Below are 21152 nucleotides of genomic sequence, written 5' to 3' on the forward strand. Positions count from 1 at the left end.
TACATGATCAGTTCTGGAAAAACGATTTGCGGGACTTAACCTCCTAATTTTTAGGATAATGAGTCCTGGAAAAACGATTTGCGGGACTCAACCTCCTAGTTTTTAGGATAATGAGTCCTGGAAAAACGATTTGTGAGACTCAACCTCCTAGTTTTTAGGATAATGGGTCCTGGAAAAACGATTTGTGAGACTCAACCTCCTAGTTTTTAGGGAAATGGGTCCTGGAACGTGATCACATAGACGTCACCTACTATTTAGCATTCTTTTTTACATAATAAGAGGACCGACCTACTCCTTTCATATTAAAGTGATAGGAGAGAATTCGTTGGATGTTCTTCTTTGATTTAATAACTTGGCACCAATCATACAATATGCTCGTTGTAATTTTTATATCTGGGAAAAGAAGCTTGAGTTCATCCGCATTTCGCAAAACGGCTACCACCATCCCTTCTGACGTTCCGCACTTGTTACATATGATGAAGTCGTTTTTCTGTTCCACCATAAAAGAACAGCAGCTTTTACAAGAAACCCCTTTTTTTAGTTGTCCATAGCTATATTCGGGTAATCGTAGGTTTTGTGGTCGGCTAGAATGCAGTGAAACTATTTTTTCTGCTAGATTCTTATGCGTATGGGATATTTTTGAGGGTGAATTGGAAATTTGATGTATAAAACGATTGATTTGAGTTGGAAAAACCATAGGTAGCTTTAGTGGAGCTTGATATAGGTGAAATTCGGGGTTTATAAAAACAAGATACTTTTCCAAGCGAAAGTTTTTGTAACCGAGTTCATTAAGCAATAGCCTTAATAATGATTCACTCCGATCCAATTGGTGGAACGGATTATTAATTTCTTTTCCGGATTTGGTAAACCACTTTTCCCCGTCAATATAATAGTCACCTTCGAAATTTTTTACATTGATGTTGAAGATCGTCTTTTGACAAATGATCGATGAATCAATCTGGAATTGGGAGTTCTTGTGTTCTAACAGCAAATCATTTAATATGAGGTGAGTGCTGGGGAGGGTTACTAGCCATTCATCAAATTTCCGTTCTCCTTCAAATCCTTTCTCCAAATTAGAATATTGTAGCATCCATTTACCCGTTAACTTCATTCGGCCATTCAACGAGCTCAAAGTCAGTAGCTCTGGACTTTCCGTTCGTTTTTTGACATTCATCAAATACCACTTCCTTTATTAAATTTTTCATCGTTTATGTGTTATTGGAACTAGATATAAAAAGGGGAGACGGACACCGTGGAGAAGAGGATAATGTCCGCGATAATATGAGGTTATTCACAATACATTATTCAATAGTCGGTTTCAATTCAATGATTACATTCCCTTTTAGTGCCCGTGAAATCATACATGACCTTTCCGCTTTCTCTGCTAGCTTAAGTACTAGCCGTTTATCGTTTTCAGTAGTATCTGCCTTCAGAACAATATAAGGGCGATGAATGATTTTTTTGTATGTGATTACGCCGTTGGTCACATCCACAAGCCCTTCAGACTCCATGGTCAATTGTCTTTTCTCCAACTTACTACGTTCCATCATAGCTGCAAGGGTTATGATATAGCAGGTTGCTGCTGCACCTAGCAGCATTTCATCTGGATTCGTTCCGACACCAGGACCATCCATCTCCTTGGGGATCGAAACCTTCGTCTGTAAATTCTCTGATTCAATCTCTCCTACATCATTTCGAAGTCCCGGCCAACTTGCTATAAGAAAAAAGCTATGTACTGCCATCTTATTACCTCCTATCTGATATTCCACCTCAATTTTAACCTGTCCGATTTTCCTTGTACATTAGAAAATGCAAGATTTCTCTATACTGTTTTAAAACATTCCGAGTTGGTTAGTATAGATAAAAAACGGCGGTAGTTTTATATGCATTTGATCTTTATCAGTATTTTTCTGATGGCAGCATTAAAGTGGGGAGATTGGAAACGATGGCGAGATTATTATCCGACCATCTTATTTTTAATTACTGGGGATCTTCTTTATAACTTCCTTTTCTTTAATCATAGTATGTGGGCCTATCAAGAAACGATTTTTTTGGAGGATATCTTAACCAAACACACTATCATTTCACTTATGATCATGTTCATTGTATACCCATCAACGGTATTGATATATCTTGGGAAATTCCCACATGAACAAGGGAAGCAAATACTTTGGATTATGTTCTGGATTCTAATTTATGTTGTAGTTGAATTTATCAATTCACGTTTTTTACATTTAATCAATCACCAAAATGGTTGGAATAATTGGTGGTCGCTTGCATTTAACGTAGTGATGTTTGTAATGTTGCGAGTCCATCATAAAAATCCATTAATCGCTTGGGGATTATCTTTGCTATGGATCCTATTCTTATGGAACATGTTTAAAATTCCATTTGAAATATTAAAGTAGGGTGTAGATATGAAAAGCATCGCATTTGCAATTTCTCTGTTTATAGTTATAAGTTGGTTGGTATTGAATGTTTATTGGTATTCCAAGAAATCATTATCATTTGTACAAAACATGATCGTGTATATGGTTCTCTCAATTTTCATTATGAACTACTTTACAATCTTATCTCTTCAATTAAAATATATTGAGTTTACCAGCAATAAAGCATTGTTTCTTTCCTTGCTTTTTGAGCGAGGAATAATGTCACCCATTTCCATCCTATTTTTTGTAAACCTCTATTTGTTGTCGAGCACAAACTTGATGAAAGGTCTGCTTACCGCAGCTGCTTTAATCATACTTACCGTTTTTGACTATTTAATGGTTACGCTAGGTATTCTTTCATATCCTCATTGGAACTATTTTTATGCAATGTTGATCAATTTAGTGTTGTTATTTGTAGGACTGTGGTTGGCTAAGCTTACGATCGTCGTAAAAAAATGGGAGACTCAAAAAAATGAAGGTAATTTATGAAAATTCATTTGATATAAACGAATGGTATGTGTTGACTACTCTTACTGTTCTAATTGTTCTCGTTTGGATTACACCGAAGATCCTCCCCCTGACAGAAGCAATCGTTTATTTATTATACGGGATTTTTGTTGGTATGTTTTATGACCACACGGTTAGCGTAAAACCGTGGGATTTTTACGATGTAAATGATAGCTCCGCCTATCAGGTGATTGATTTTATAAGCTATTTGGTATATGGACCACATAGTTATTTTTTCATTTACTTTTATGTTAAGTTTCGTATTAAGGGATTTAAAAATATTTTATATGTATTTATCTGGGTTCTTTTTTCGCTCGTTAACGAATGGATTGCATTAAAAGTGGGATTGTTCCATTACGAAAAAGGGTTCTCAATGTATTGGTCAGTATCAACATATGTACTGGCTCAAACCTCACTTATTTTGTTGTATCATATCATTCGTCTTAATAGAACGTTCGTAGAAAAACAATTTTAGCGAGATGAATTTAAGCAGATTTCTCCAAAGGTACACTGTTTTCATGTAACATAGGATAGGTGAATGCTACTAAGGAGAAAGAAGGCTTCCAGTATGAAAAATACAACCTTGATTTCCAAGGATAAAATATGGACTCGGGATTTTATATTCGTATGTATTTCGAACTTTTTTATTTTTGCCGGTTTTCAAATGACCCTTCCAACACTTCCGCTTTTTGTAAACGAACTTGGTGGAAGTAACCAGTTGATCGGGCTAGTAGTCGGTATTTTTACTTTTTCCGCTTTACTTATCAGGCCTTGGTCTGGCCATGTGCTAGAAACGTTAGGAAGGCGGTTTGTCTACCTTACCGGCTTGGCTATTTTTGTGATTTCAGTAGCTACTTATTCCTTTACTTCGAGTATCATTTTTTTATTTTTGATGAGGATCGTCCAAGGATTAGGGTGGGGGATGTCAACCACTGCTGTCGGTACAATTGCAACAGACCTTATTCCTGCAAAACGTAGAGGGGAAGGGATGGGCTACTTCGGTTTGGCTGGTAACCTAGCAATGGCTTTTGGACCGGCATTAGGATTAATACTCGTCGTAGTACTCGATTTTTCATGGACATTTATGATTGCAGCATTTGCCGGACTAGCTGCATTCGGTATTGCAGCATTAATTCGTTACACACCAGGTGAAAAATCAACGGGTCCAAAAAAGAAGTGGGATATCTATGAAAAATCCGCACTCGTACCCGCAGTTCTTTTATTTTTCATCACGATGACATTCGGTGGAATCACATCGTTTTTACCACTTTATGCTGAACAACAGCACGTGAGCGGAATAGAATGGTATTTCTTCGTTTTTGCCATTTCACTCATGATTGTCCGTGCGTTTGCAGGCAGGGTGTACGATAAAAGGGGTCATCGGGCGATCTTTATTCCTGGGACCCTACTCATTTTACTAGCAATGATCGATTTATCGTTTTTAGAAAATGAGTGGATGCTACTGTCTGCTGCAATGTTTTTCGGTATCGGATTCGGTGCCGTCCAACCGGCTTTGCAAGCATGGGCAGTCCAGGAGGCACCAAAGAATAGAAGAGGGATGGCGAATGCGACATTCTTTTCTTCATTTGACCTCGGAGTAGGGTCGGGAGCGATTTTCTTCGGTTTCATCGCTTCATGGTTCGGTTATAGTCAAATTTATCTGGTGTCAGCAGTTTCTGTAGTTATTTCCATGTTGCTTTACATTGTACTGACAAAAAATACTGGACATGAAACAAGACAAAAAGAAGCAATCGGATAAAGATAAGAAAGAGGGATGACACGGATCATCCCTCTTTTCACACATCAAACTTATGCTTCAACTTTTTACTAGTTTTGCATCAAATATAAACGGACCGAACGGAAGGACAGAAGCGATCAATCCGAGTAAAGCCTTTGTTACACTCCACTTATAAGCGAATTTCAAATAGACGACCATCATTACATAGAGGACAAACAATCCACCGTGAATCGATCCAACAACTGTAACTGCTAATGGGTAATCCAGCATGTATTTTAATGGCATGGCAATGCCTAACAGTACGAGGAAAGATATCCCTTCTGAATAGCCTACAATTTTAAAAATAGCAAGAGGGTTTCTCATTATGAATTCAACTCCTAAAACTATACATATAATAATAGCTTTGCATATTTATATACTTGGTTTATTATAACAGGACCTAACGATGATAGACTTCCTAAAGTGTAACCGTTTTATGACAATTTCAGATCTACTATGGACCAACAAATTAACATTGTGAACGCAAAAAAGAGAACAGACCTGCTATCTGTTCTCTTCATATTTGTTAAAATTTTAAGATTGTATCAACAATGGATTTGTGCTATCATATATCTTATTGTGTGCATAAATATTATAAGGCTATAAAAATACCCACTATAATCTTATAATAAAATCCTTTGATTGTCAACTATTTTTTGGGGAGTGATTTTATTTGACTGAAAATAATAAAGAACGGAAACAGGAACAACAGCGAATCGACTTGATACTTAGTTTGATTAATAAAAAAATGCTTGCTCTTAGCACTAATGTCGGTAGTTTGAAACAGGATATCGTCTCAATACGTAAAAGTTTTTGGGATGACGTCAAGATTAACATCGATAATCCGGATGAAGTGATAGAAACAGTCACGAGCATCAGACAGCAAGCCGAATTTCTTTCTGAGCGAGAAAGAAGCCATCGTCAATCCTATAACCACCATAAAAATCTTAACAGATTGAAATACTCCCCTTATTTTGGACGTATCGACTTCAAAGAGGATCAGCACAGCAAATCTGAACCTATTTATCTTGGAATTACCTCATTAATGGATGAAAAGGAAGAGGATTTCCTCATCTATGATTGGCGAGCGCCGATTTCAAGTTTGTATTACGATTATTCACCAGGTCTTGCGAAATATGAAACACCCGGAGGAACGATTTCTGGAAAGATGGAATTAAAACGTCAATATATCATACAAGACGGACGAATCAACAGCATGTTTGATACGGATATAACGGTTGGAGATGAATTGTTACAAGAGGTTCTCGGGAATAATGCCAATACGAAAATGAAGAGTATTGTAGCCACCATTCAAAAGGAACAAAACCAAATCATCCGAAACGAAAAAAGTAAGCTCCTTATTGTACAGGGAGTTGCCGGAAGCGGCAAAACCTCTGCTGCACTTCAGCGTATTGCTTACTTACTTTACCGGTATCGTAAAACAATGAATTCCGAAAATATTATGCTGTTTTCTCCTAACGATCTCTTTAATAGCTATGTTGCTACCGTACTTCCTGAATTAGGAGAAGACAATATGATTCAAACGACATTTCAGAAATACATTGAAACCCGGCTCCAAAAACAGTTTGAAATTGAGGATCCGTTTCAGCAAATGGAGTATTTGCTTACCTCTATGGACGATCCAAATTTTAAAACAAGAATGGACGCAATTAAATATAAGGCTAGCCTTGATTTCAAGCAACTTATCGATCGATATGTCGAATCTCTTGCACAAAAGAATCTAATTTTCAATTCAATTACGTTTAAAGGAGATACGCTGATTTCAGCCGAACAGGTTCACGATTATTTTTATTCTCTTGATCCATCGATTTCAATCCCGAATCGGATCCAGCTGGTATCGGAATGGTTATCAAAAGAAATCGCCAAGTTCGAACACGTCGAACAGAAAAAAGACTGGGTAATTGAAGAATGTGAACTGTTAGAGAAAGAGGATTATCTAGAAGCCTATAGTAAACTACAGAAAGGTAAGCGATGGAATGAGGACACGTTTGATGATATAGACCGTGAACAGGAACTTCTAGCGAAGGAGCTCGTGAAAAGATATTTTAGACCAGTCAAAAAAACGATCAAGCAATTGAAATTTATCAATATGACAAAAATTTATCAGCAGCTATTTGAACAATGGGAGTTGAACAGCCTATCGTTTCCGACAATACCATCGAATTGGAATGATATTTGCAAACATTCTTTAAGGAACTTATCTCATAATCGATTATTATACGAAGATACAACTCCATATCTATATTTACAAGATCAACTCGAAGGTAGAAAGTCGAATACAATGATACGTCATTTATTTATCGATGAGGCTCAGGATTATTCGCCATTCCAGTTTGCCTTTCTTCAACAAATCTTTCCGAATTGCAGAATGACCATATTGGGTGATCTCAACCAAGCGATCTATGCTCATACCCTGAACGCCCCGACACTTTTGAACAACACCTTATTCGAATTGGAAAAACAGGAGAAGATCACACTGACACGGAGCTATCGTTCAACACGTCAAATTGTCGAATTCACCAAAGGCTTGATTGACGGCGGTGAAAGAATTGAAGCATTCAATCGAAATGGGCAGAAACCCTCAATTACTATTGTTGAAGGCAAACAGTCTCTGCATTCAAAAATCATGCAACGGTTACAATCTCTTAAGAATGATAATCATCCAACGATTGCAATAATCTGTAAGACAGCTCAAGAGTCTATCAACGCATTTAATGATCTTTCACATATAGCCAAGGTCCAGCTCATGGTGAATGAAACTGATTCCTATACGAAGGGGATTTTGATTCTTCCTGCCTATTTGGCAAAAGGAATCGAATTTGATGCGGTAATTATTTACAATGGATCAAAAGAACAGTATTGTCGCGAGTATGAACGTAAGCTTTTTTATACAGCATGTACAAGAGCGATGCATGAGCTCCACATTTTTTCGATTAGTGAAAAAAGTCCGTTCATGGACAATGTATCCGAAGAAAAATATAGTTTAACTTAGCTTAGACTTTTGTTAGAGAAGCGAAATTGAAAAGAAGCGTAGTGCGTCTCAAAGCACTACGCTTCTTTTGGTATTTCTTTAATAAAATGACCAGAGCCCAACCAAGCAGAAAGTGCAAACATGAGATAAACAGCTTGGGTCGCATGGTTGCCTTGAAGGATAAGCTGAAGTCCAACACCTAACCCAAGAGCTGGAATGACGATCAAAAGTGTACGCATGATCCGTTCAATCCCTTTACTTTGAGGGAGTGGCCAAATACGGGAAAAAATGACACCTAAGGCAACACCTAGAGACGAGACGATGATGATTTGAAAAATGATTTGCGGTCCTGGAAATGGCCAATCTGTAAAATAATGTCCGATCAGGTAAAAGAGTTCAAGAAAAAGAGCAATACCCAATGCTTTACGAATAGCCTTCAAATCAAGATAGGGCTGAAACACATATAGACCCAAAGTAACGATTCCGAAAAAAACTGTCATTTCCGACCTCCTTTTTATGTAAATGAGCTGGAACCATTTCATCGGTCCAACCCAATTTTACATCTAACAAAAGAGGTTGGACTTACAAGAGTGAAAATTCCAACCTCTTTTTACACACATTGATTTCGTTAACTTGTTTTGTCCAGTACTTTTGGTACTCGGATATCTTCAACCATTTGCTGAATTTCTTCAGGTGGAGCTTCAGTTCGTCTTGAAACGATAAACGAAACAACAAAGTTCAATAATGCACCTATGACGCCAATACCTTGTGCATTGATCCCGAAGAAGCTTTCCACAACAGCTGCTTCAGTACCGAAAATCTGTGGCGAACGCATAAGCACGATCATCACTACTGTAAAAGCCAAACCGATCGACATCCCCCAAATCGCGCCTTCTCGATTCATCCGTTTATCAAAGATTCCGAGTAAGATCGCCGGGAATAGGCTAGCTGCTGCCAACCCGAACGCAAACGCCACAACCTCACCGACAAATCCAGGCGGATTAATGCCAAAATAACCCGCGACAAGTACAGCCAAAAGGATCATAAGACGCCCTACTTTTAAACGCTGCTTTTCATCGGCTTCAGGTCGGAATATCCGATAATAGAGATCATGGGAAACGGCACTCGACATAGCAAGGAGCAATCCTGATGCTGTAGAAAGCGCAGCTGCAAGACCTCCCGCCGCTACCAATGCGATTACAATCGGTGCGAGTTCAGCTACTTCAGGAGTGGAAAGAACAATAATGTCACGGTCAATGACGACCTCGTTCGTTGCAGGATCAGCAGTAAACGAAAGAACACCGTCACCATCTTTATCCTCAAGGGTCAGAAGTCCAGTTTCCTCCCACTTTGTAACCCAAGCTTCTTGACGTGCTTCCTGAAGGGTTTGATCGTTAAAGCTATTAATTAAGTTGTATTTTGCAAAAACGCCAATTGCAGGGGCTGTTGTGTAGAGTAGAGCAATGAAAAGTAAAGCCCATCCAGCAGACCATCGAGCGGCACGAACATTTTTCACCGTATAAAAACGGATGATAACGTGAGGAAGACCCGCTGTTCCGATCATTAAAGCAAGCGTAACGCAAAATACATTTAAGGCCGACATATTCTGAAACGGTGCCAAGTATTCAGTCAGTCCCAATTCAATCTGCAACCTGCTTAAGTCTTCTGCTATAGAACCGAAAGTGAGCGCCAGTTGAGGAACAGGGTTACCTGTAAGCTTTAATGAAATAGCTATAGCCGGAATTAAGAAGGCAACAATCAGAATTGTATACTGGACAACCTGTGTCCACGTTATTCCTTTCATACCACCAAGGACAGCGAAAAAAGCAACGATCGCCATTCCGATCAGTACTCCAACAACAATGTCAACCTGTAAATATCGGCTGAAAACGATCCCAACACCGCGCATTTGACCCGCAACGTATGTAAGGGAAATGAACAGTGTCGCAACCGCAGCGACTGCACGTGCACCATTAGAATAGTAACGATCTCCAATAAAATCGGGAACCGTATAACGACCAAACTTTCTTAGGTATGGAGCAAGTAATAGCGCTAGGAGCACATAGCCACCAGTCCATCCCATTAAGTAGATCGTGCCATCATAACCAAGGAAGGAAATCAATCCCGCCATTGAAATGAAGGATGCTGCGGACATCCAGTCTGCCGCAATTGCTGCACCGTTTGCGACGGCTGGTATTTCGTTCCCAGCGACGAAGAAGTTGCTCGTATCCTTCACCTTAGACCGCCAACCGATGTAAAGGTAGATTGCGAACGTAAGGACAACGAGCGTTAACGTAAGGGCTTCAACACTCATGTCGATACCCCCTTATCCTTTGGATCTTTCGTTAAGATGACTTCTTGAACATCGTACTCCTCGTCAAGCTTATCCATTTTTTTTGCATAGTAGAAGATTAAAATTAAAAAGATGAGAATAGAGCCTTGCTGTGCAAACCAAAAGGAGAGAGGAACACCAAAAAATTGCACTTTACTAAGTGGTACTGCCAGGATGATGGCTGCAACCAATGACACGAGCGCCCAAATGACTAAAAGAGTCCGAATCAACCGAATGTTTTTCTTCCAGTATTCTTGCTGTTTGCGAGTTGTTTCTTGCTGACCAGCCATTTTTCTACACCTCCTGAAAATGTTCCAAGGACAGGGGGAAATCGGTAAAGGACATAGCTGCATTTTTTGTCCACATCACCACCTTTCGTTTAATAATATGCATGTAGGTGGTTAACTATTTTATTTTATTAAGTCGAATATTTTGGATCCTCGAATAAAATAGTTCTGCAATCACAATTTAAAAAAGCAATCGAATCTCCGAAGAGAATCGATTGCCTTTTAACGTTTTTCATACAATTCAATATCTGGGTTTTTGTTTTGGAACCACCTTAAAGCAAAATCATTTTCAAATATAATTAAGGGATTTCCTTGTTGATCATAAGCCTTGTAATTTGTACTTTCAATTTTCAAAGACTGATCGTTCGATATCCACCGTGCACAGGTGTGGGGGAGGGGTTGAATTTCAAGAACCACTCCATATTCATTTTTTAAACGACTCTCGAATACTTCGAATTGAAGGACTCCTACTACACCAATGATCGTTTCTTCCATCGCAGCTGTTTTATATACTTGAATAGCACCTTCTTCGGATAATTGTGCAACACCTTTATAAAAATGTTTTTGCTTCATCGCATTCTTTGCTCGAACTTTTGCAAAATGCTCTGGCGGGAATTGAGGGAGCTTTCCGTAAGAAAACGTATCTTTCGTACCGCAAAGTGTATCTCCGATTTGATACAAACCTGGATCATACAATCCTACGATATCTCCTGGGTAAGCTTCATCAATATTTCCTCTTGATGCTGCAAAGAACTGTTGACCCTGCGCTAACTTGACGGATTTTTGCGTTCGGTCGTTCCAAGCGTCCATTCCTTTTTTGAACGTACCTGAACATATTCTCATAAATGCAATCCGGTCACGATGGGCTGGGTTCATGTTCGCTTGAATTTTAAAAACAATACCCGAAAAATCTAGCTCAGATGGCGCAATATAGCCATTATTACTCTCACGTCCTTGTGGCTCAGGGGCTAGCTCCAGAAAATGTTCCATAAAGGCGGGGATACCGAAAGACGATATTGCACTTCCAAAGAATACTGGAGTTTGCTTACCTTGTTTAATAGCTTCTAAATCCATTGAATCTCCTGCTTCATTCAAAAGGGAAATGGTCTCTTGCAGCTCAAATAGTTGATCCGGGTCAATCAATTCTTTTAATGTGTGGCTGGTAAAATCTTCGTTTTCTAACGTATAGGTTTGATGTTCTTTTTGTTCATTATATAGATGGATCTTGTGCCCATTCCGATCATAGACTCCTTGGAAGGTAGTCCCCATTCCAATCGGCCAATTCATCGGAAAGGATTGTATGCCAAGAACTTCTTCAATATCTTCAAGAAGTTCATAGGGATCCCGCCCTTGTCGGTCCATTTTGTTAATAAACGTGAAGATGGGGATTCCACGGTCGCTGCAAACTTTAAATAGCTTTTTCGTTTGCGCTTCAACCCCTTTGGCTGCATCTATGATCATGACAACACTATCGACAGCCATCAATGTACGGTACGTATCCTCACTGAAATCCTGGTGACCTGGGGTATCGAGAATATTGATGTTATACCCATCGTACGTAAACTGCATGACACTTGATGTAATCGAAATCCCGCGTTGTTTCTCCATTTCCATCCAGTCTGAGGTAGCAAACTTTTCAGATTTCCGTGATTTTACCGTACCGGCAGAACGGATGGCTCCACTCAAAAATAAAATCTTTTCTGTCAGGGTGGTTTTACCTGCATCTGGATGAGAGATGATTGCAAACGTTTTTCGTTTATTGATTTCCGTTTCTAGTTGTGATCGTTTCATATTGTAATTGCCTTTCTGTATACTGATCATCCTGCCCCTTAAACTTCCATAATAATGGGCAGGATCATCGGATTCCGTTTTGTTTGTTCAAAAAAGTAAGAGGTGAGAAGATCAGATATTTTTTTCTTGAGGTCCGTCCACTGTGTTACACCCTCGTCCAACAGAGCTTTAACTTCCTTTTCAACAAGCCGTTCAGCTTCACTTAATAACTCGACGGATTCTTTCATATAAACAAATCCCCGTGAGACAAGTGCTGGACCAGATAGCAGCTGTGCACTTTTTGAATCAATCGTAACCGTTACAATGACTGTGCCACACAACGAAAGAAGACGACGATCCCGTAAGACAATATTTCCGATATCACCGATTCCAGTTCCATCTACATAGACCGGATTAGCAGAAAATGATTCTGCTACTTTTCCACTCTCATTGTTTAGTTCGAGGATATCCCCGTTATCTAAGATAAAGGTATTTTCTTCGTGTACACCACAGTTGATCGCAGATTTTACATGATGGACGAGCATCCGATATTCCCCATGGATTGGCACGAAATTTTTCGGCTTTAATAAACGTATCATCAACTTCTGTTCATCTTGGGTTCCATGTCCGGATGTATGGATGTCACTCATTTTGTTATGTATGACATTCGCCCCGATCCGTTCAAGTTGATCGATAAGCTTGTATACTTTCGTTGCGTTACCAGGAATGGGAGAAGAGGAGAAGATTACCGTATCCCCAGGTATGACTTGAATCTGACGATGTACCCCATTGGCAATTCGGCCCAATGCAGCCATAGGCTCACCCTGACTGCCTGTACATAAAATCGTAACTTGATTTGAAGGGTACTTGTTTAATTCATGTCCTGAGATGAACGTATCGTCGGATGCTAGGATATATCCTAGCTCCCGGCCAATACGAATAGACCGTTCCATGCTCCTGCCAAACACTGCTACTTTACGATTAAAAGCAATGGAAGCTTCAATGGCTTGTTGCAACCGGTAGATGTTTGATGCAAACGTTGCAAAAATAATCCTGCCATCAATATGATCAACAATATCAAACAATGTTTCTTTTACTGCTGCTTCAGATAAGGAAAAACCAGGAATTTCACTGTTTGTGCTATCTGACAGTAAACAGAAAACACCTTCGTTTCCAATTTCAGCGATTTTTCCGATATCATAAGAACCGCCTTCAGGAGTTAAATCAAACTTGAAGTCCCCAGTATGCACAATGTTTCCATACGGGGTCGTTACACTGATTGCAAACGAATCTGGGATACTGTGACTCGTTCGAACGAACCGTACCGATAAATTGTCAAATTCAATTCTAGAGTGTTCATCAACAGTTGTCAGCTTTGCATTTCGAAGTAAATTATGTTCTTCGAGTTTTGCTTTAATGAATCCGACAGATAATTTCCCACCGTAGATAGGTACATTTAAACGCTTTAATAGAAAGGGGATCGATCCGATGTGATCCTCGTGTCCATGGGTGATGAATACACCTTTGATAAGGTGTTTGTTTTTTTCTAGGTACGTAAAATCAGGAATGACATAATCGATTCCACGTAATTCTTCATCGGGAAATTTGATTCCACAATCAATTATAATCATTTCATTTTCATATTGCAGTCCATACATGTTTTTCCCTATCTCACCAAGTCCACCGAGTGCAAACAACTTAATAGGGGAAGCTTTTTTCATTTGGAGACCTCCGTCATTTAGTTTCGTTTATGATTTGTTTATTTTGTTCCGTTTGTTGACTCCGCTTCAGCAGGTTAACATGTTCACCTGTATTTTCTAACACGAAGAGTCACTAGGTTGATTAAATTCTTTCACCGTTCTTTAATTTTTCAATGAAAATAGCTAAATCATCTTTTTTCACTCGCCAATGACGACCGATTTTAAAACCAGGGATTTTGTTTTCTTGAACCAGTTTATAGGTTGTCACTTCGCTGATTTGCAAGTACTCGGCAACCTGTGAAACTGTCATGATTTCAGGATATTTATCATCCACAAAAGATCGCTCCTCTATAGAAATCTATTCTCGATTATAACAGATTTAAATCGTGTATAAAAGGAACACATAATATTGAGTTATAAATGATTATAAATGATTTAACTTAAAATTGATTCACGATTACAAAAAGGACCAACGTATTCAACGTCAGTCCTTAATGTTAATGATTTGTTTAAGGCTTATCGTACACTGCTAACTTTTTTATAAGTGTATGACTTTCTGGATTAAGTCCGATTACTTTTACATTCTTATCATTTTCTTTGTACTTCAGTACAACCTTATCGACGGCACCGACCGCTGAGTCATCCCAGCAATGTGCGTGCGTAAAGTCGATAACGACTGTATCAACTTCATCTTTAAAATCAAATCTCGATACGAATTCAGTAACGGAAGCGAAGAACAATTGACCTCGTACATGATACGTCTTCATGCTGCTTGCTTCATCTATTGTACTATTAAGGTGAACCTTGGATATCTTTGCAGCAAAGAAGATTGCACTTAATATCACGCCTGCAATGACACCTTTAGATAAATCGTGTGTCACGACAACGGTAACAACCGTTACAACCATGACAGACGCATCTGTCTTTGGCATAACATGCAACCTTGTCAGTGATGACCAATCAAACGTACCGATCGATACCATGAACATGACTCCGACAAGGGCAGCCATCGGGATTTGTACTAATAGATCATTAAAGACGAGAATGAGCAGCATCAGGACGATTCCGGCTACTAACGTTGAAAGACGACCACGTCCTCCAGATTTCACATTAATGACAGACTGTCCGATCATCGCACAACCAGCCATTCCCCCGAAGAATCCTGCAATAATGTTCGCTGTTCCTTGACCTTTAGCTTCTTTATTTTTATCACTTTCGGTATCGGTCATATCATCGACGATTTGTGCAGTCAAAAATGATTCAAGCAAACCGACAATCGACAATGCGAACGCATACGGAAAAATGATTTTTAGTGTTTCGAAGTTCAATGGAATTTCGGGAATCAGGAACATCGGCAAAGCTTGTGTTAATTCCCCCATGTCACCAACTGTTCGTACAGAGGCTCCCGTAGTAACCGCGATAATCGTGATCACAATAATTGCAATAAGTGGGGAAGGGACTGCTTTCGTAAATCTCGGTAAAAGATAAATGATAGCTAGTGCACCTGCGACCATTACATACATGATCCACGTTTCGCCTACAAAGTGTTGAAGCTGCGCCATAAAGATTAGGATAGCAAGAGCATTAACGAAGCCGACCATAACCGATTTCGGTATAAATTTCATCAGTTTCCCAAGCTTAAAAACACCCATTAACACTTGGATAATTCCTGTCAAGATCGTTGTAGCTAACAGGTATTTAAGCCCATGATCCGCCACAAGTGTAACCATAAGCAGAGCCATAGCACCAGTAGCAGCGGAGATCATTCCTGGACGTCCTCCCATAAAAGCAATCACGACTGCAATACAAAATGACGCGTAAAGACCCACCATCGGATCTACACCAGCGATTATTGAAAAAGCAATCGCTTCAGGTATTAATGCAAGGGCAACTACTGTACCAGCAAGAATATCTCCGCGAATGTTTCCAAACCATTCCTGTTTTAAGTTTTGTACGTTCAAAGCAATAATGCACCTCTCTTGTTGTATTTTTTGATGACTTTCAACTCTCATGAAAGTCGGGGCCGTTGTGAACATACGGATTATAACATCATTTCCCAAAAGCTGAGAATCGCATGAAAACGCGTTCTTGCCTTATTTACTACTCGATTCGTTTAAATGCTCCATTTTTTGATGATATGCGATAAATGTTTACAACATAAAAAGTCTTACAATTGTAAAAAATTAAAAATAGTGAGAAAATTAGAAGCATAAGTTATAAACTTTCTTTGATGAGGCAGCTTAAGGAGGATCCTATGTTTACAAAAATTTTATTAGCAACCGATGGCTCAGAACATTCATTAAGGGCAGCTGAAAAAGCGGCGGGAATCGCCCAGTCCAATTCCAATTCAAAGGTAACCATTCTTTACGTTGTCGACGGGGATTCCTCCAAGTCAGACGTTTTATCCGCTGGTGGTAAAGAAGCGATTGAAGAAAAAAGGAAGAAAAAACTACACAAAGCAGAAGAATTTTTTTCACTAGATGATATCGCTTATGAAAGTAAGATTCTAAAAGGGGAACCCGGTCCAACCATTGTAAAATTCGCGAATGAAAAAGGTTATGATTTAGTTGTTATTGGAAGCAGAGGCTTGAATTCCTTTCAAGAAATGGTACTCGGAAGTGTAAGCCATAAGGTCGCAAAAAGGGCGAATTGTCCAGTGATGATTGTGAAATAATCTCCATAATGACTATTTGGTCCGTTCCGCTTCAAACCCTTGCTATGAACAACTTGAATTTGAAGCGTAATGTATAGCTAAGAGGGAAAGTATTTTCCTGTCTTAGCTTTTTTATTTTGACTTTACAGATTTAAAGAAGTTTTCGAACAGGATAATTTTCAGTTGGAGTGTGTAAATGCCGTGCCCTTCCCAGTTTAAATGACGTAAACTAGACCATCTGCAGGGATAATAGTAAACAGATCGGAGGAATGCAGTGATGTACCCAAATAACTTTTTTAACGGGTATGCACAAGGTGGAGAAGAATTTTCTGAAACACAACATTACGACATCTATGATCAGCAAGGCTTTAACCACCCAATCTTTCATCAACATGGTGAATCAATTACTCAACAAGAGTTTGATCCAGACCGCCAGCCACAGATTCGCCAACTAGAGCGAAGGGTCAACCAGCTTGAACGACAAGTCAACCAACTTAGACGAGATGTGAATCGTCTAGATCAAACCGTGAGTCGCCATACCGGTCGACTCAATAGATTGAATCAGAGACTTCGAATCGTGGAAAACAGGTTAGCAATACCATTCTCCCCTCAGTTTGACGGATTTTAATAGCAAAACCATAAGGGCATTCCAGTAAATAATTCAGAATCTGGAATGCCTTTTTTTACACGTTAGGAAAGCATAATTTTTCAGCAAGAAGAATTACCGACTTTGGAGAAAGGTTTGCGTCCCAAGTATAAGTGCAACTAAGGCGATCGCCTACACTAAGGCTTGGCGCTAGCCAAGTTTTCTTTACTTAATCTACTTATTTACATATGAGTCGAGTTCTTTAAATCTCCTAAAATCCGCATTTAATGGCACCCTAGTTAATATAGTAATAGTAATGAGAAAATCTAATATATTTCCGGTATTTAGTACCAACAAAAAAACGATTTCCGTAGTAAAGGAGAGAGTGAAATGCTGCATATCGTCGCTTGCATTAAGCAAGTGCCTGATACGAAAATCATCAAGATGAACCCGAAAACGAACACCATGGATCGTGCCAGCGCACCAGCAATTTTAAATCCATATGATGCTCATGCCGTCGAAGAAGCTGTTCGCATTCGTAATCGGTATGGGGGGATCGTTTCTGTCCTGACGATGGGGCCACCACCTGCAGTAAAAGCGATTAAAAAGTGTATCGAAATCGGAGCAGATGAAGGATATATGATTTCAGACCGTAAATTTGCCGGTGCGGATACACTAGCAACGAGCTATGCGCTGACAAAAGCAATAGATAAAATTTCGCAAATCACACCAGTGGATCTTGTCATCTGCGGAAAGATGACGATTGACGGTGATACCGGACAAGTTGGCCCCGGTATCGCGAGACGACTGGATATCCCACCACTTACATCTGTAAAAAAAGTCGAAGAAGTGAATACGGAGGATGGATACATCATCGTTCATCGAAAAATTGAGGACGGCCATGAAGTCATTCAATCCTCGTTGCCGTGCCTACTTTCGGTTGAAAAGGAAATCAATGATGTTCCATATTCAACCTTTCCGAATATGCTGAAGGCTACTCGTTATGAACCACATATTTGGGGTGTCGCTGATTTGGAAGATGTCGACATTAAACAGCTCGGATTAAAAGGATCCCCAACCATTGTGGCAAAGGTTTGGGCACCACCAAAGCCAGAGGGTGGGAAAATGCTTGAAGGAAAGCCTGCAGAGCAAGTCAACCAACTGCTTTCCGTCATTCTCGAAAAGAAGGAACTATTCGAAGTGAAGGGGGGAGCTGAATGAACTTTGAGGAATACAGCGGTGTTTGGGTGTTCATTGAAGAAAACGATAGGAACATTGCTCAAGTATCCCTTGAGTTATTGGGAGCTGGTCGACGTCTTGCAGATAAACGGGGATGTGGCCTTGCCGGAGTTCTGATTGGAGAAAATGTTACAAGCTTATCAAGTGTTATATTCGAAAATGGGGCAGATACCGTTTATGTCTATGATCAACCCATTTTTAAGGATTATCGGACGGAATCGTTTATGAAGGCCTTACTCCACTGTTGTGAAAAACACAAGCCGGAAATCATTTTATATGGTGCGACTTCAACAGGGAAAGATCTGGCGAGTGCTGTCGCAACCGACCTTCCAACCGGCTTGACTGCAGATACGACGGAGCTTGATGTTGAGGAGGATTCCGGGTTGCTGCTTGCCAGCCGTCCTGCGTTCGGCGGTAACATCATGGCAACGATTTTATGTAAAAAATACCGACCACAAATGGCAACGGTACGTCCTAAGGTGATGAAGTCACCCATACCGGAGCCTGGTCGAACCGGAGAATTAATTGAAGAGAACATACAATTAGATGAGAGCGATATCCGAACAAAAGTGCTTGAGATCGTGAAGGCAACAACAAAAAAAGTTCGGATTGATGAAGCAGATATCATTGTCGCAGGCGGTAAAGGCTTAGGGAGTTCAGAAGGATTCGTGCTCATCCACCACTTAGCCGAAACGCTCGGTGGGGCGGTAGGTGCAAGTCGCGATGTAGTTGAGGCTGGCTGGATCGAGCATCATCATCAGGTTGGTCAAACCGGCGTAACCGTTACGCCGAAGATCTATTTTGCAGTTGGAATATCTGGCGCAATCCAGCACCTTGTAGGGATGCGGAACTCCAGTCTGATCATAGCGATCAACAAAGATCCAAACGCTGCAATTTTCGAAGCGTGTCATTATGGAATTGTCGGGGATGCATTTGAAATCATACCATTACTCATTGAACAATTTAAACAAGCTATGGCTGGAGAGGAGGTCAAGCATGCCGGAAAAGTTTGATTGTGTCGTCGTCGGGGCAGGTCCAGCAGGAATATCCTGTGCGCTTGAGTTAGCGAAGGGTGGCGCTAGCGTTTTACTTTTGGAGCGAGGTGAATATCCAGGATCAAAAAACGTTATGGGAGGCGTTTTATATCGTAAAATGATGGAGGACGTAATCCCTGGATTTTATAAAGAAGCCCCTCTAGAACGTCCAATTGTTGAACAACGGTTTATGATGATGGATAAGGAATCCGCGGTTACATTCGGTTATAAAGGGATGGAATGGGGGCAGGAGCCTTATAACAACTTTACCGTATTACGGGCGAAATTCGATCAGTGGTTCGCTTCTAAGGCTGTTGAGCAGGGGGCGGTCCTGGTCAATGAAACGGTTGTGACACAGTGTATCGTTGAAGATGGAAGAGTTGTAGGAGTACGAACAGACCGCCCGGATGGAGATATATATGCAGATGTAGTCGTTTTAGCAGATGGCGTCAACTCACTGCTTGCGAAATCGCTCGGCTTTCATAAAGAATACCGCCCGGACGAAGTAGCACTCGCCACGATGGAAATTGTAAAGCTTGATAAAAAAACGATAGAAGAACGTTTTAACCTTGAACCAAATCAAGGATGTACGATCGAACTGTTCGGTGACGCAACAAAGGGTATTCTCGGAACGGGTTTTTTATATACGAACAAAGACACATTAAGCATCGGGGTCGGTACGTTACTTTCTGGACTGATCAAGCATAAGATAAAACCATATGAATTACTTGAATACGTAAAAAACCACCCGATGATCCGACCATACCTTCAAGGGAGTGAACAACAGGAGTATTTGGCACACCTGATTCCTGAAGGCGGCTATAAATCGATGGGGAAGGTTGTCGGGAATGGTGTCATCGTCGTAGGGGACGCGGCGCAACTCGTAAATGCGATACACCGTGAAGGGTCTAACCTCGCAATGACGTCAGGACGGATTGCAGCAGAAACGATACATTTAGCCAAGCAGGCAAACGATTTTTCCGAGCCAATGTTGGATCGCTACCGTGTAAAGTTAATGCAGAGCTTTGTCGGCCAGGATATGAAGAAATACAAGGATTCTACCCATCATTTTGATAAATTCCCTCAATACTTTGATCAATATATTCCGATGATGAACCGCGCTGCAAGTCAAATGTTCACTGTGGATGGATCGTCAAAATGGGAGAAGCAAAAGAAAATTTGGAGAGACATCGGTCCAGCCAGGGAGAAAATCAAAATTGCTCGTGATGCTTATCGAGCTTGGAGGGTGATGAAATAATGAGTGAGGAGAAGAAAGGGCAATCAATTGAAGAGAAACAGTATCTCGTCCGTTTCAATGCCGATACGAAATCCCATCTTCATGTAAAGGATACGGATATTTGTCTGACGAGTTGTCCCGATAAAATATGTACAATTTTCTGTCCAGCAGAAATCTACAAATGGGAAGACATCCGGATGCATATCGGGTACGAAGGCTGTCATGAATGCGGCAGTTGTCGGATCGGATGCCCACACGAAAATATCGACTGGGTTTATCCGAAAGGCGGGCACGGAATCGTTTTCAGGTTAGGGTAAAGTTTTTTTATTGTGAGCTAATACTAATAGGGAGTGGCTGACTCGATTTGAGGTCGGCCACTTTTTTCATGAAAGGAATTAGGCCTATTTTACTATCATCTAAGTGTTAAGGGGTGAGTATCCAACGTTAAAATAGGGGTTTTTACTCTGAAGTTCACTTTATTCAAAAAAACTGAGACTTAAGGAGTTAAAATGAAGGAGGTGGGGTACAATTCGAAGTTTAAATGATGATTTTTTGAGTTTTTTTGTATGTACATTCTTTCACATAAACGTCTAAAAAGAGAATCGAATG

At 40.1% G+C, this 21152-nt stretch carries 21 protein-coding genes; 11 read left to right on the forward strand and 10 right to left on the reverse strand.

Going from position 1 to position 21152, the window contains the following annotated elements:
• Positions 1–250 precede the first annotated feature (250 nt).
• Positions 251–1174, reverse strand: coding sequence for a nuclease-related domain-containing protein (locus MOJ78_RS11265; RefSeq protein WP_304977442.1), 924 nt, complete (start codon positions 1172–1174; stop codon positions 251–253).
• 127 nt (positions 1175–1301) lie between these two features.
• Complete coding sequence (locus tag MOJ78_RS11270) at positions 1302–1742, reverse strand: OsmC family protein (protein ID WP_304977443.1); 441 nt, start codon at positions 1740–1742, stop codon at positions 1302–1304.
• Positions 1743–1883: 141 nt separating this feature from the next.
• Between MOJ78_RS11270 and MOJ78_RS11275 the strand changes: the two genes are divergently transcribed.
• The 4 genes from MOJ78_RS11275 (at position 1884) to MOJ78_RS11290 (ending at position 4695) form a co-directional block, all read left to right on the forward strand.
• Positions 1884–2408 (forward strand): CBO0543 family protein, encoded by a 525-nt coding sequence (locus tag MOJ78_RS11275; RefSeq protein ID WP_304977444.1) that lies wholly within the window; start codon positions 1884–1886, stop codon positions 2406–2408.
• 9 nt (positions 2409–2417) lie between these two features.
• Complete coding sequence (locus MOJ78_RS11280; protein ID WP_304977445.1) at positions 2418–2918, forward strand: hypothetical protein; 501 nt, start codon at positions 2418–2420, stop codon at positions 2916–2918.
• The gene (locus tag MOJ78_RS11285) at positions 2902–3411 is read left to right on the forward strand and encodes a hypothetical protein (RefSeq protein ID WP_304977446.1); all 510 of its coding nucleotides are present in this window, start codon (positions 2902–2904) and stop codon (positions 3409–3411) included. The genes MOJ78_RS11280 and MOJ78_RS11285 overlap by 17 nt, the downstream gene beginning before the upstream one ends.
• A gap of 93 nt (positions 3412–3504) precedes the next feature.
• Positions 3505–4695, forward strand: a complete 1191-nt coding sequence (locus MOJ78_RS11290) for an MFS transporter (protein ID WP_304977447.1) — start codon at positions 3505–3507, stop codon at positions 4693–4695.
• A gap of 57 nt (positions 4696–4752) precedes the next feature.
• Here the strand turns inward: MOJ78_RS11290 and MOJ78_RS11295 are convergent, their stop codons facing one another.
• A complete protein-coding gene (locus MOJ78_RS11295) occupies positions 4753–5037 on the reverse strand; it encodes a DUF3817 domain-containing protein (protein WP_370529708.1) in 285 nt (94 codons plus the stop codon).
• A gap of 349 nt (positions 5038–5386) precedes the next feature.
• On the opposite strand from MOJ78_RS11295, the gene helD reads away from it, so the two are divergent.
• A complete protein-coding gene (helD, locus tag MOJ78_RS11300) occupies positions 5387–7726 on the forward strand; it encodes an RNA polymerase recycling motor HelD (protein WP_304977448.1) in 2340 nt (779 codons plus the stop codon).
• 56 nt (positions 7727–7782) lie between these two features.
• Here the strand turns inward: helD and MOJ78_RS11305 are convergent, their stop codons facing one another.
• From MOJ78_RS11305 to MOJ78_RS11335, 7 genes are all read right to left on the reverse strand, one after another.
• Positions 7783–8205, reverse strand: coding sequence for a hypothetical protein (locus MOJ78_RS11305; RefSeq protein ID WP_304977449.1), 423 nt, complete (start codon positions 8203–8205; stop codon positions 7783–7785).
• Between the two features lie 128 nt (positions 8206–8333).
• Positions 8334–10019, reverse strand: a complete 1686-nt coding sequence (locus MOJ78_RS11310; protein ID WP_304977450.1) for a sodium:solute symporter family protein — start codon at positions 10017–10019, stop codon at positions 8334–8336.
• Complete coding sequence (locus MOJ78_RS11315) at positions 10016–10327, reverse strand: DUF4212 domain-containing protein (RefSeq protein ID WP_304977451.1); 312 nt, start codon at positions 10325–10327, stop codon at positions 10016–10018. The genes MOJ78_RS11310 and MOJ78_RS11315 overlap by 4 nt, the downstream gene beginning before the upstream one ends.
• Positions 10328–10546: 219 nt before the next feature.
• Positions 10547–12145: a peptide chain release factor 3 gene (locus tag MOJ78_RS11320; protein ID WP_304977452.1), complete on the reverse strand. Its 1599-nt coding sequence runs from the start codon at positions 12143–12145 to the stop codon at positions 10547–10549.
• An 8-nt stretch (positions 12146–12153) separates the two neighbouring features.
• The gene (gene rnjA / locus MOJ78_RS11325; RefSeq protein WP_304977453.1) at positions 12154–13815 is read right to left on the reverse strand and encodes a ribonuclease J1; all 1662 of its coding nucleotides are present in this window, start codon (positions 13813–13815) and stop codon (positions 12154–12156) included.
• A gap of 121 nt (positions 13816–13936) precedes the next feature.
• Positions 13937–14104 carry a helix-turn-helix domain-containing protein gene (locus MOJ78_RS11330; protein WP_304981240.1) on the reverse strand — a complete coding sequence of 56 codons (168 nt, stop codon included), beginning with the start codon at positions 14102–14104 and terminating at the stop codon, positions 13937–13939.
• Positions 14105–14303: 199 nt separating this feature from the next.
• Positions 14304–15755 (reverse strand): SulP family inorganic anion transporter, encoded by a 1452-nt coding sequence (locus tag MOJ78_RS11335; RefSeq protein ID WP_304977454.1) that lies wholly within the window; start codon positions 15753–15755, stop codon positions 14304–14306.
• 293 nt (positions 15756–16048) lie between these two features.
• Between MOJ78_RS11335 and MOJ78_RS11340 the strand changes: the two genes are divergently transcribed.
• From MOJ78_RS11340 to MOJ78_RS11365, 6 genes are all read left to right on the forward strand, one after another.
• Positions 16049–16468 (forward strand): universal stress protein, encoded by a 420-nt coding sequence (locus tag MOJ78_RS11340; protein WP_304977455.1) that lies wholly within the window; start codon positions 16049–16051, stop codon positions 16466–16468.
• A gap of 256 nt (positions 16469–16724) precedes the next feature.
• Positions 16725–17075 (forward strand): hypothetical protein, encoded by a 351-nt coding sequence (locus MOJ78_RS11345; protein WP_304977456.1) that lies wholly within the window; start codon positions 16725–16727, stop codon positions 17073–17075.
• A 348-nt stretch (positions 17076–17423) separates the two neighbouring features.
• The gene (locus tag MOJ78_RS11350) at positions 17424–18254 is read left to right on the forward strand and encodes an electron transfer flavoprotein subunit beta/FixA family protein (RefSeq protein ID WP_304977457.1); all 831 of its coding nucleotides are present in this window, start codon (positions 17424–17426) and stop codon (positions 18252–18254) included.
• Positions 18251–19285, forward strand: a complete 1035-nt coding sequence (locus MOJ78_RS11355) for an electron transfer flavoprotein subunit alpha/FixB family protein (RefSeq protein WP_304977458.1) — start codon at positions 18251–18253, stop codon at positions 19283–19285. The genes MOJ78_RS11350 and MOJ78_RS11355 overlap by 4 nt, the downstream gene beginning before the upstream one ends.
• Positions 19269–20564, forward strand: a complete 1296-nt coding sequence (locus MOJ78_RS11360; RefSeq protein ID WP_304977459.1) for an FAD-dependent oxidoreductase — start codon at positions 19269–19271, stop codon at positions 20562–20564. Before MOJ78_RS11355 ends, MOJ78_RS11360 begins: the two co-directional genes overlap by 17 nt.
• The gene (locus MOJ78_RS11365; protein ID WP_304977460.1) at positions 20564–20860 is read left to right on the forward strand and encodes a ferredoxin family protein; all 297 of its coding nucleotides are present in this window, start codon (positions 20564–20566) and stop codon (positions 20858–20860) included. Before MOJ78_RS11360 ends, MOJ78_RS11365 begins: the two co-directional genes overlap by 1 nt.
• Positions 20861–21152: the final 292 nt, after the last annotated feature.

It is taken from the genome of Alkalihalobacillus sp. AL-G (assembly GCF_030643805.1).
Lineage (GTDB): Bacteria > Bacillota > Bacilli > Bacillales > Fictibacillaceae > Pseudalkalibacillus.

Bases quoted from the DNA above. Each gene is read 5' to 3' on its own strand.
- MOJ78_RS11265 (WP_304977442.1), bottom strand. From the start codon at position 1,174: ATGAATGTCAAAAAACGAACGGAAAGTCCAGAGCTACTGACTTTGAGC.
- MOJ78_RS11270 (WP_304977443.1), bottom strand. From the start codon at position 1,742: ATGGCAGTACATAGCTTTTTTCTTATAGCAAGTTGGCCGGGACTTCGA.
- MOJ78_RS11275 (WP_304977444.1), top strand. From the start codon at position 1,884: ATGCATTTGATCTTTATCAGTATTTTTCTGATGGCAGCATTAAAGTGG.
- MOJ78_RS11280 (WP_304977445.1), top strand. From the start codon at position 2,418: ATGAAAAGCATCGCATTTGCAATTTCTCTGTTTATAGTTATAAGTTGG.
- MOJ78_RS11285 (WP_304977446.1), top strand. From the start codon at position 2,902: ATGAAGGTAATTTATGAAAATTCATTTGATATAAACGAATGGTATGTG.
- MOJ78_RS11290 (WP_304977447.1), top strand. From the start codon at position 3,505: ATGAAAAATACAACCTTGATTTCCAAGGATAAAATATGGACTCGGGAT.
- MOJ78_RS11295 (WP_370529708.1), bottom strand. From the start codon at position 5,037: ATGAGAAACCCTCTTGCTATTTTTAAAATTGTAGGCTATTCAGAAGGG.
- MOJ78_RS11305 (WP_304977449.1), bottom strand. From the start codon at position 8,205: ATGACAGTTTTTTTCGGAATCGTTACTTTGGGTCTATATGTGTTTCAG.
- MOJ78_RS11310 (WP_304977450.1), bottom strand. From the start codon at position 10,019: ATGAGTGTTGAAGCCCTTACGTTAACGCTCGTTGTCCTTACGTTCGCA.
- MOJ78_RS11315 (WP_304977451.1), bottom strand. From the start codon at position 10,327: ATGGCTGGTCAGCAAGAAACAACTCGCAAACAGCAAGAATACTGGAAG.
- MOJ78_RS11320 (WP_304977452.1), bottom strand. From the start codon at position 12,145: ATGATCAGTATACAGAAAGGCAATTACAATATGAAACGATCACAACTA.
- rnjA (WP_304977453.1), bottom strand. From the start codon at position 13,815: ATGAAAAAAGCTTCCCCTATTAAGTTGTTTGCACTCGGTGGACTTGGT.
- MOJ78_RS11330 (WP_304981240.1), bottom strand. From the start codon at position 14,104: ATGACAGTTTCACAGGTTGCCGAGTACTTGCAAATCAGCGAAGTGACA.
- MOJ78_RS11340 (WP_304977455.1), top strand. From the start codon at position 16,049: ATGTTTACAAAAATTTTATTAGCAACCGATGGCTCAGAACATTCATTA.
- MOJ78_RS11345 (WP_304977456.1), top strand. From the start codon at position 16,725: ATGTACCCAAATAACTTTTTTAACGGGTATGCACAAGGTGGAGAAGAA.
- MOJ78_RS11350 (WP_304977457.1), top strand. From the start codon at position 17,424: ATGCTGCATATCGTCGCTTGCATTAAGCAAGTGCCTGATACGAAAATC.
- MOJ78_RS11355 (WP_304977458.1), top strand. From the start codon at position 18,251: ATGAACTTTGAGGAATACAGCGGTGTTTGGGTGTTCATTGAAGAAAAC.
- MOJ78_RS11360 (WP_304977459.1), top strand. From the start codon at position 19,269: ATGCCGGAAAAGTTTGATTGTGTCGTCGTCGGGGCAGGTCCAGCAGGA.
- MOJ78_RS11365 (WP_304977460.1), top strand. From the start codon at position 20,564: ATGAGTGAGGAGAAGAAAGGGCAATCAATTGAAGAGAAACAGTATCTC.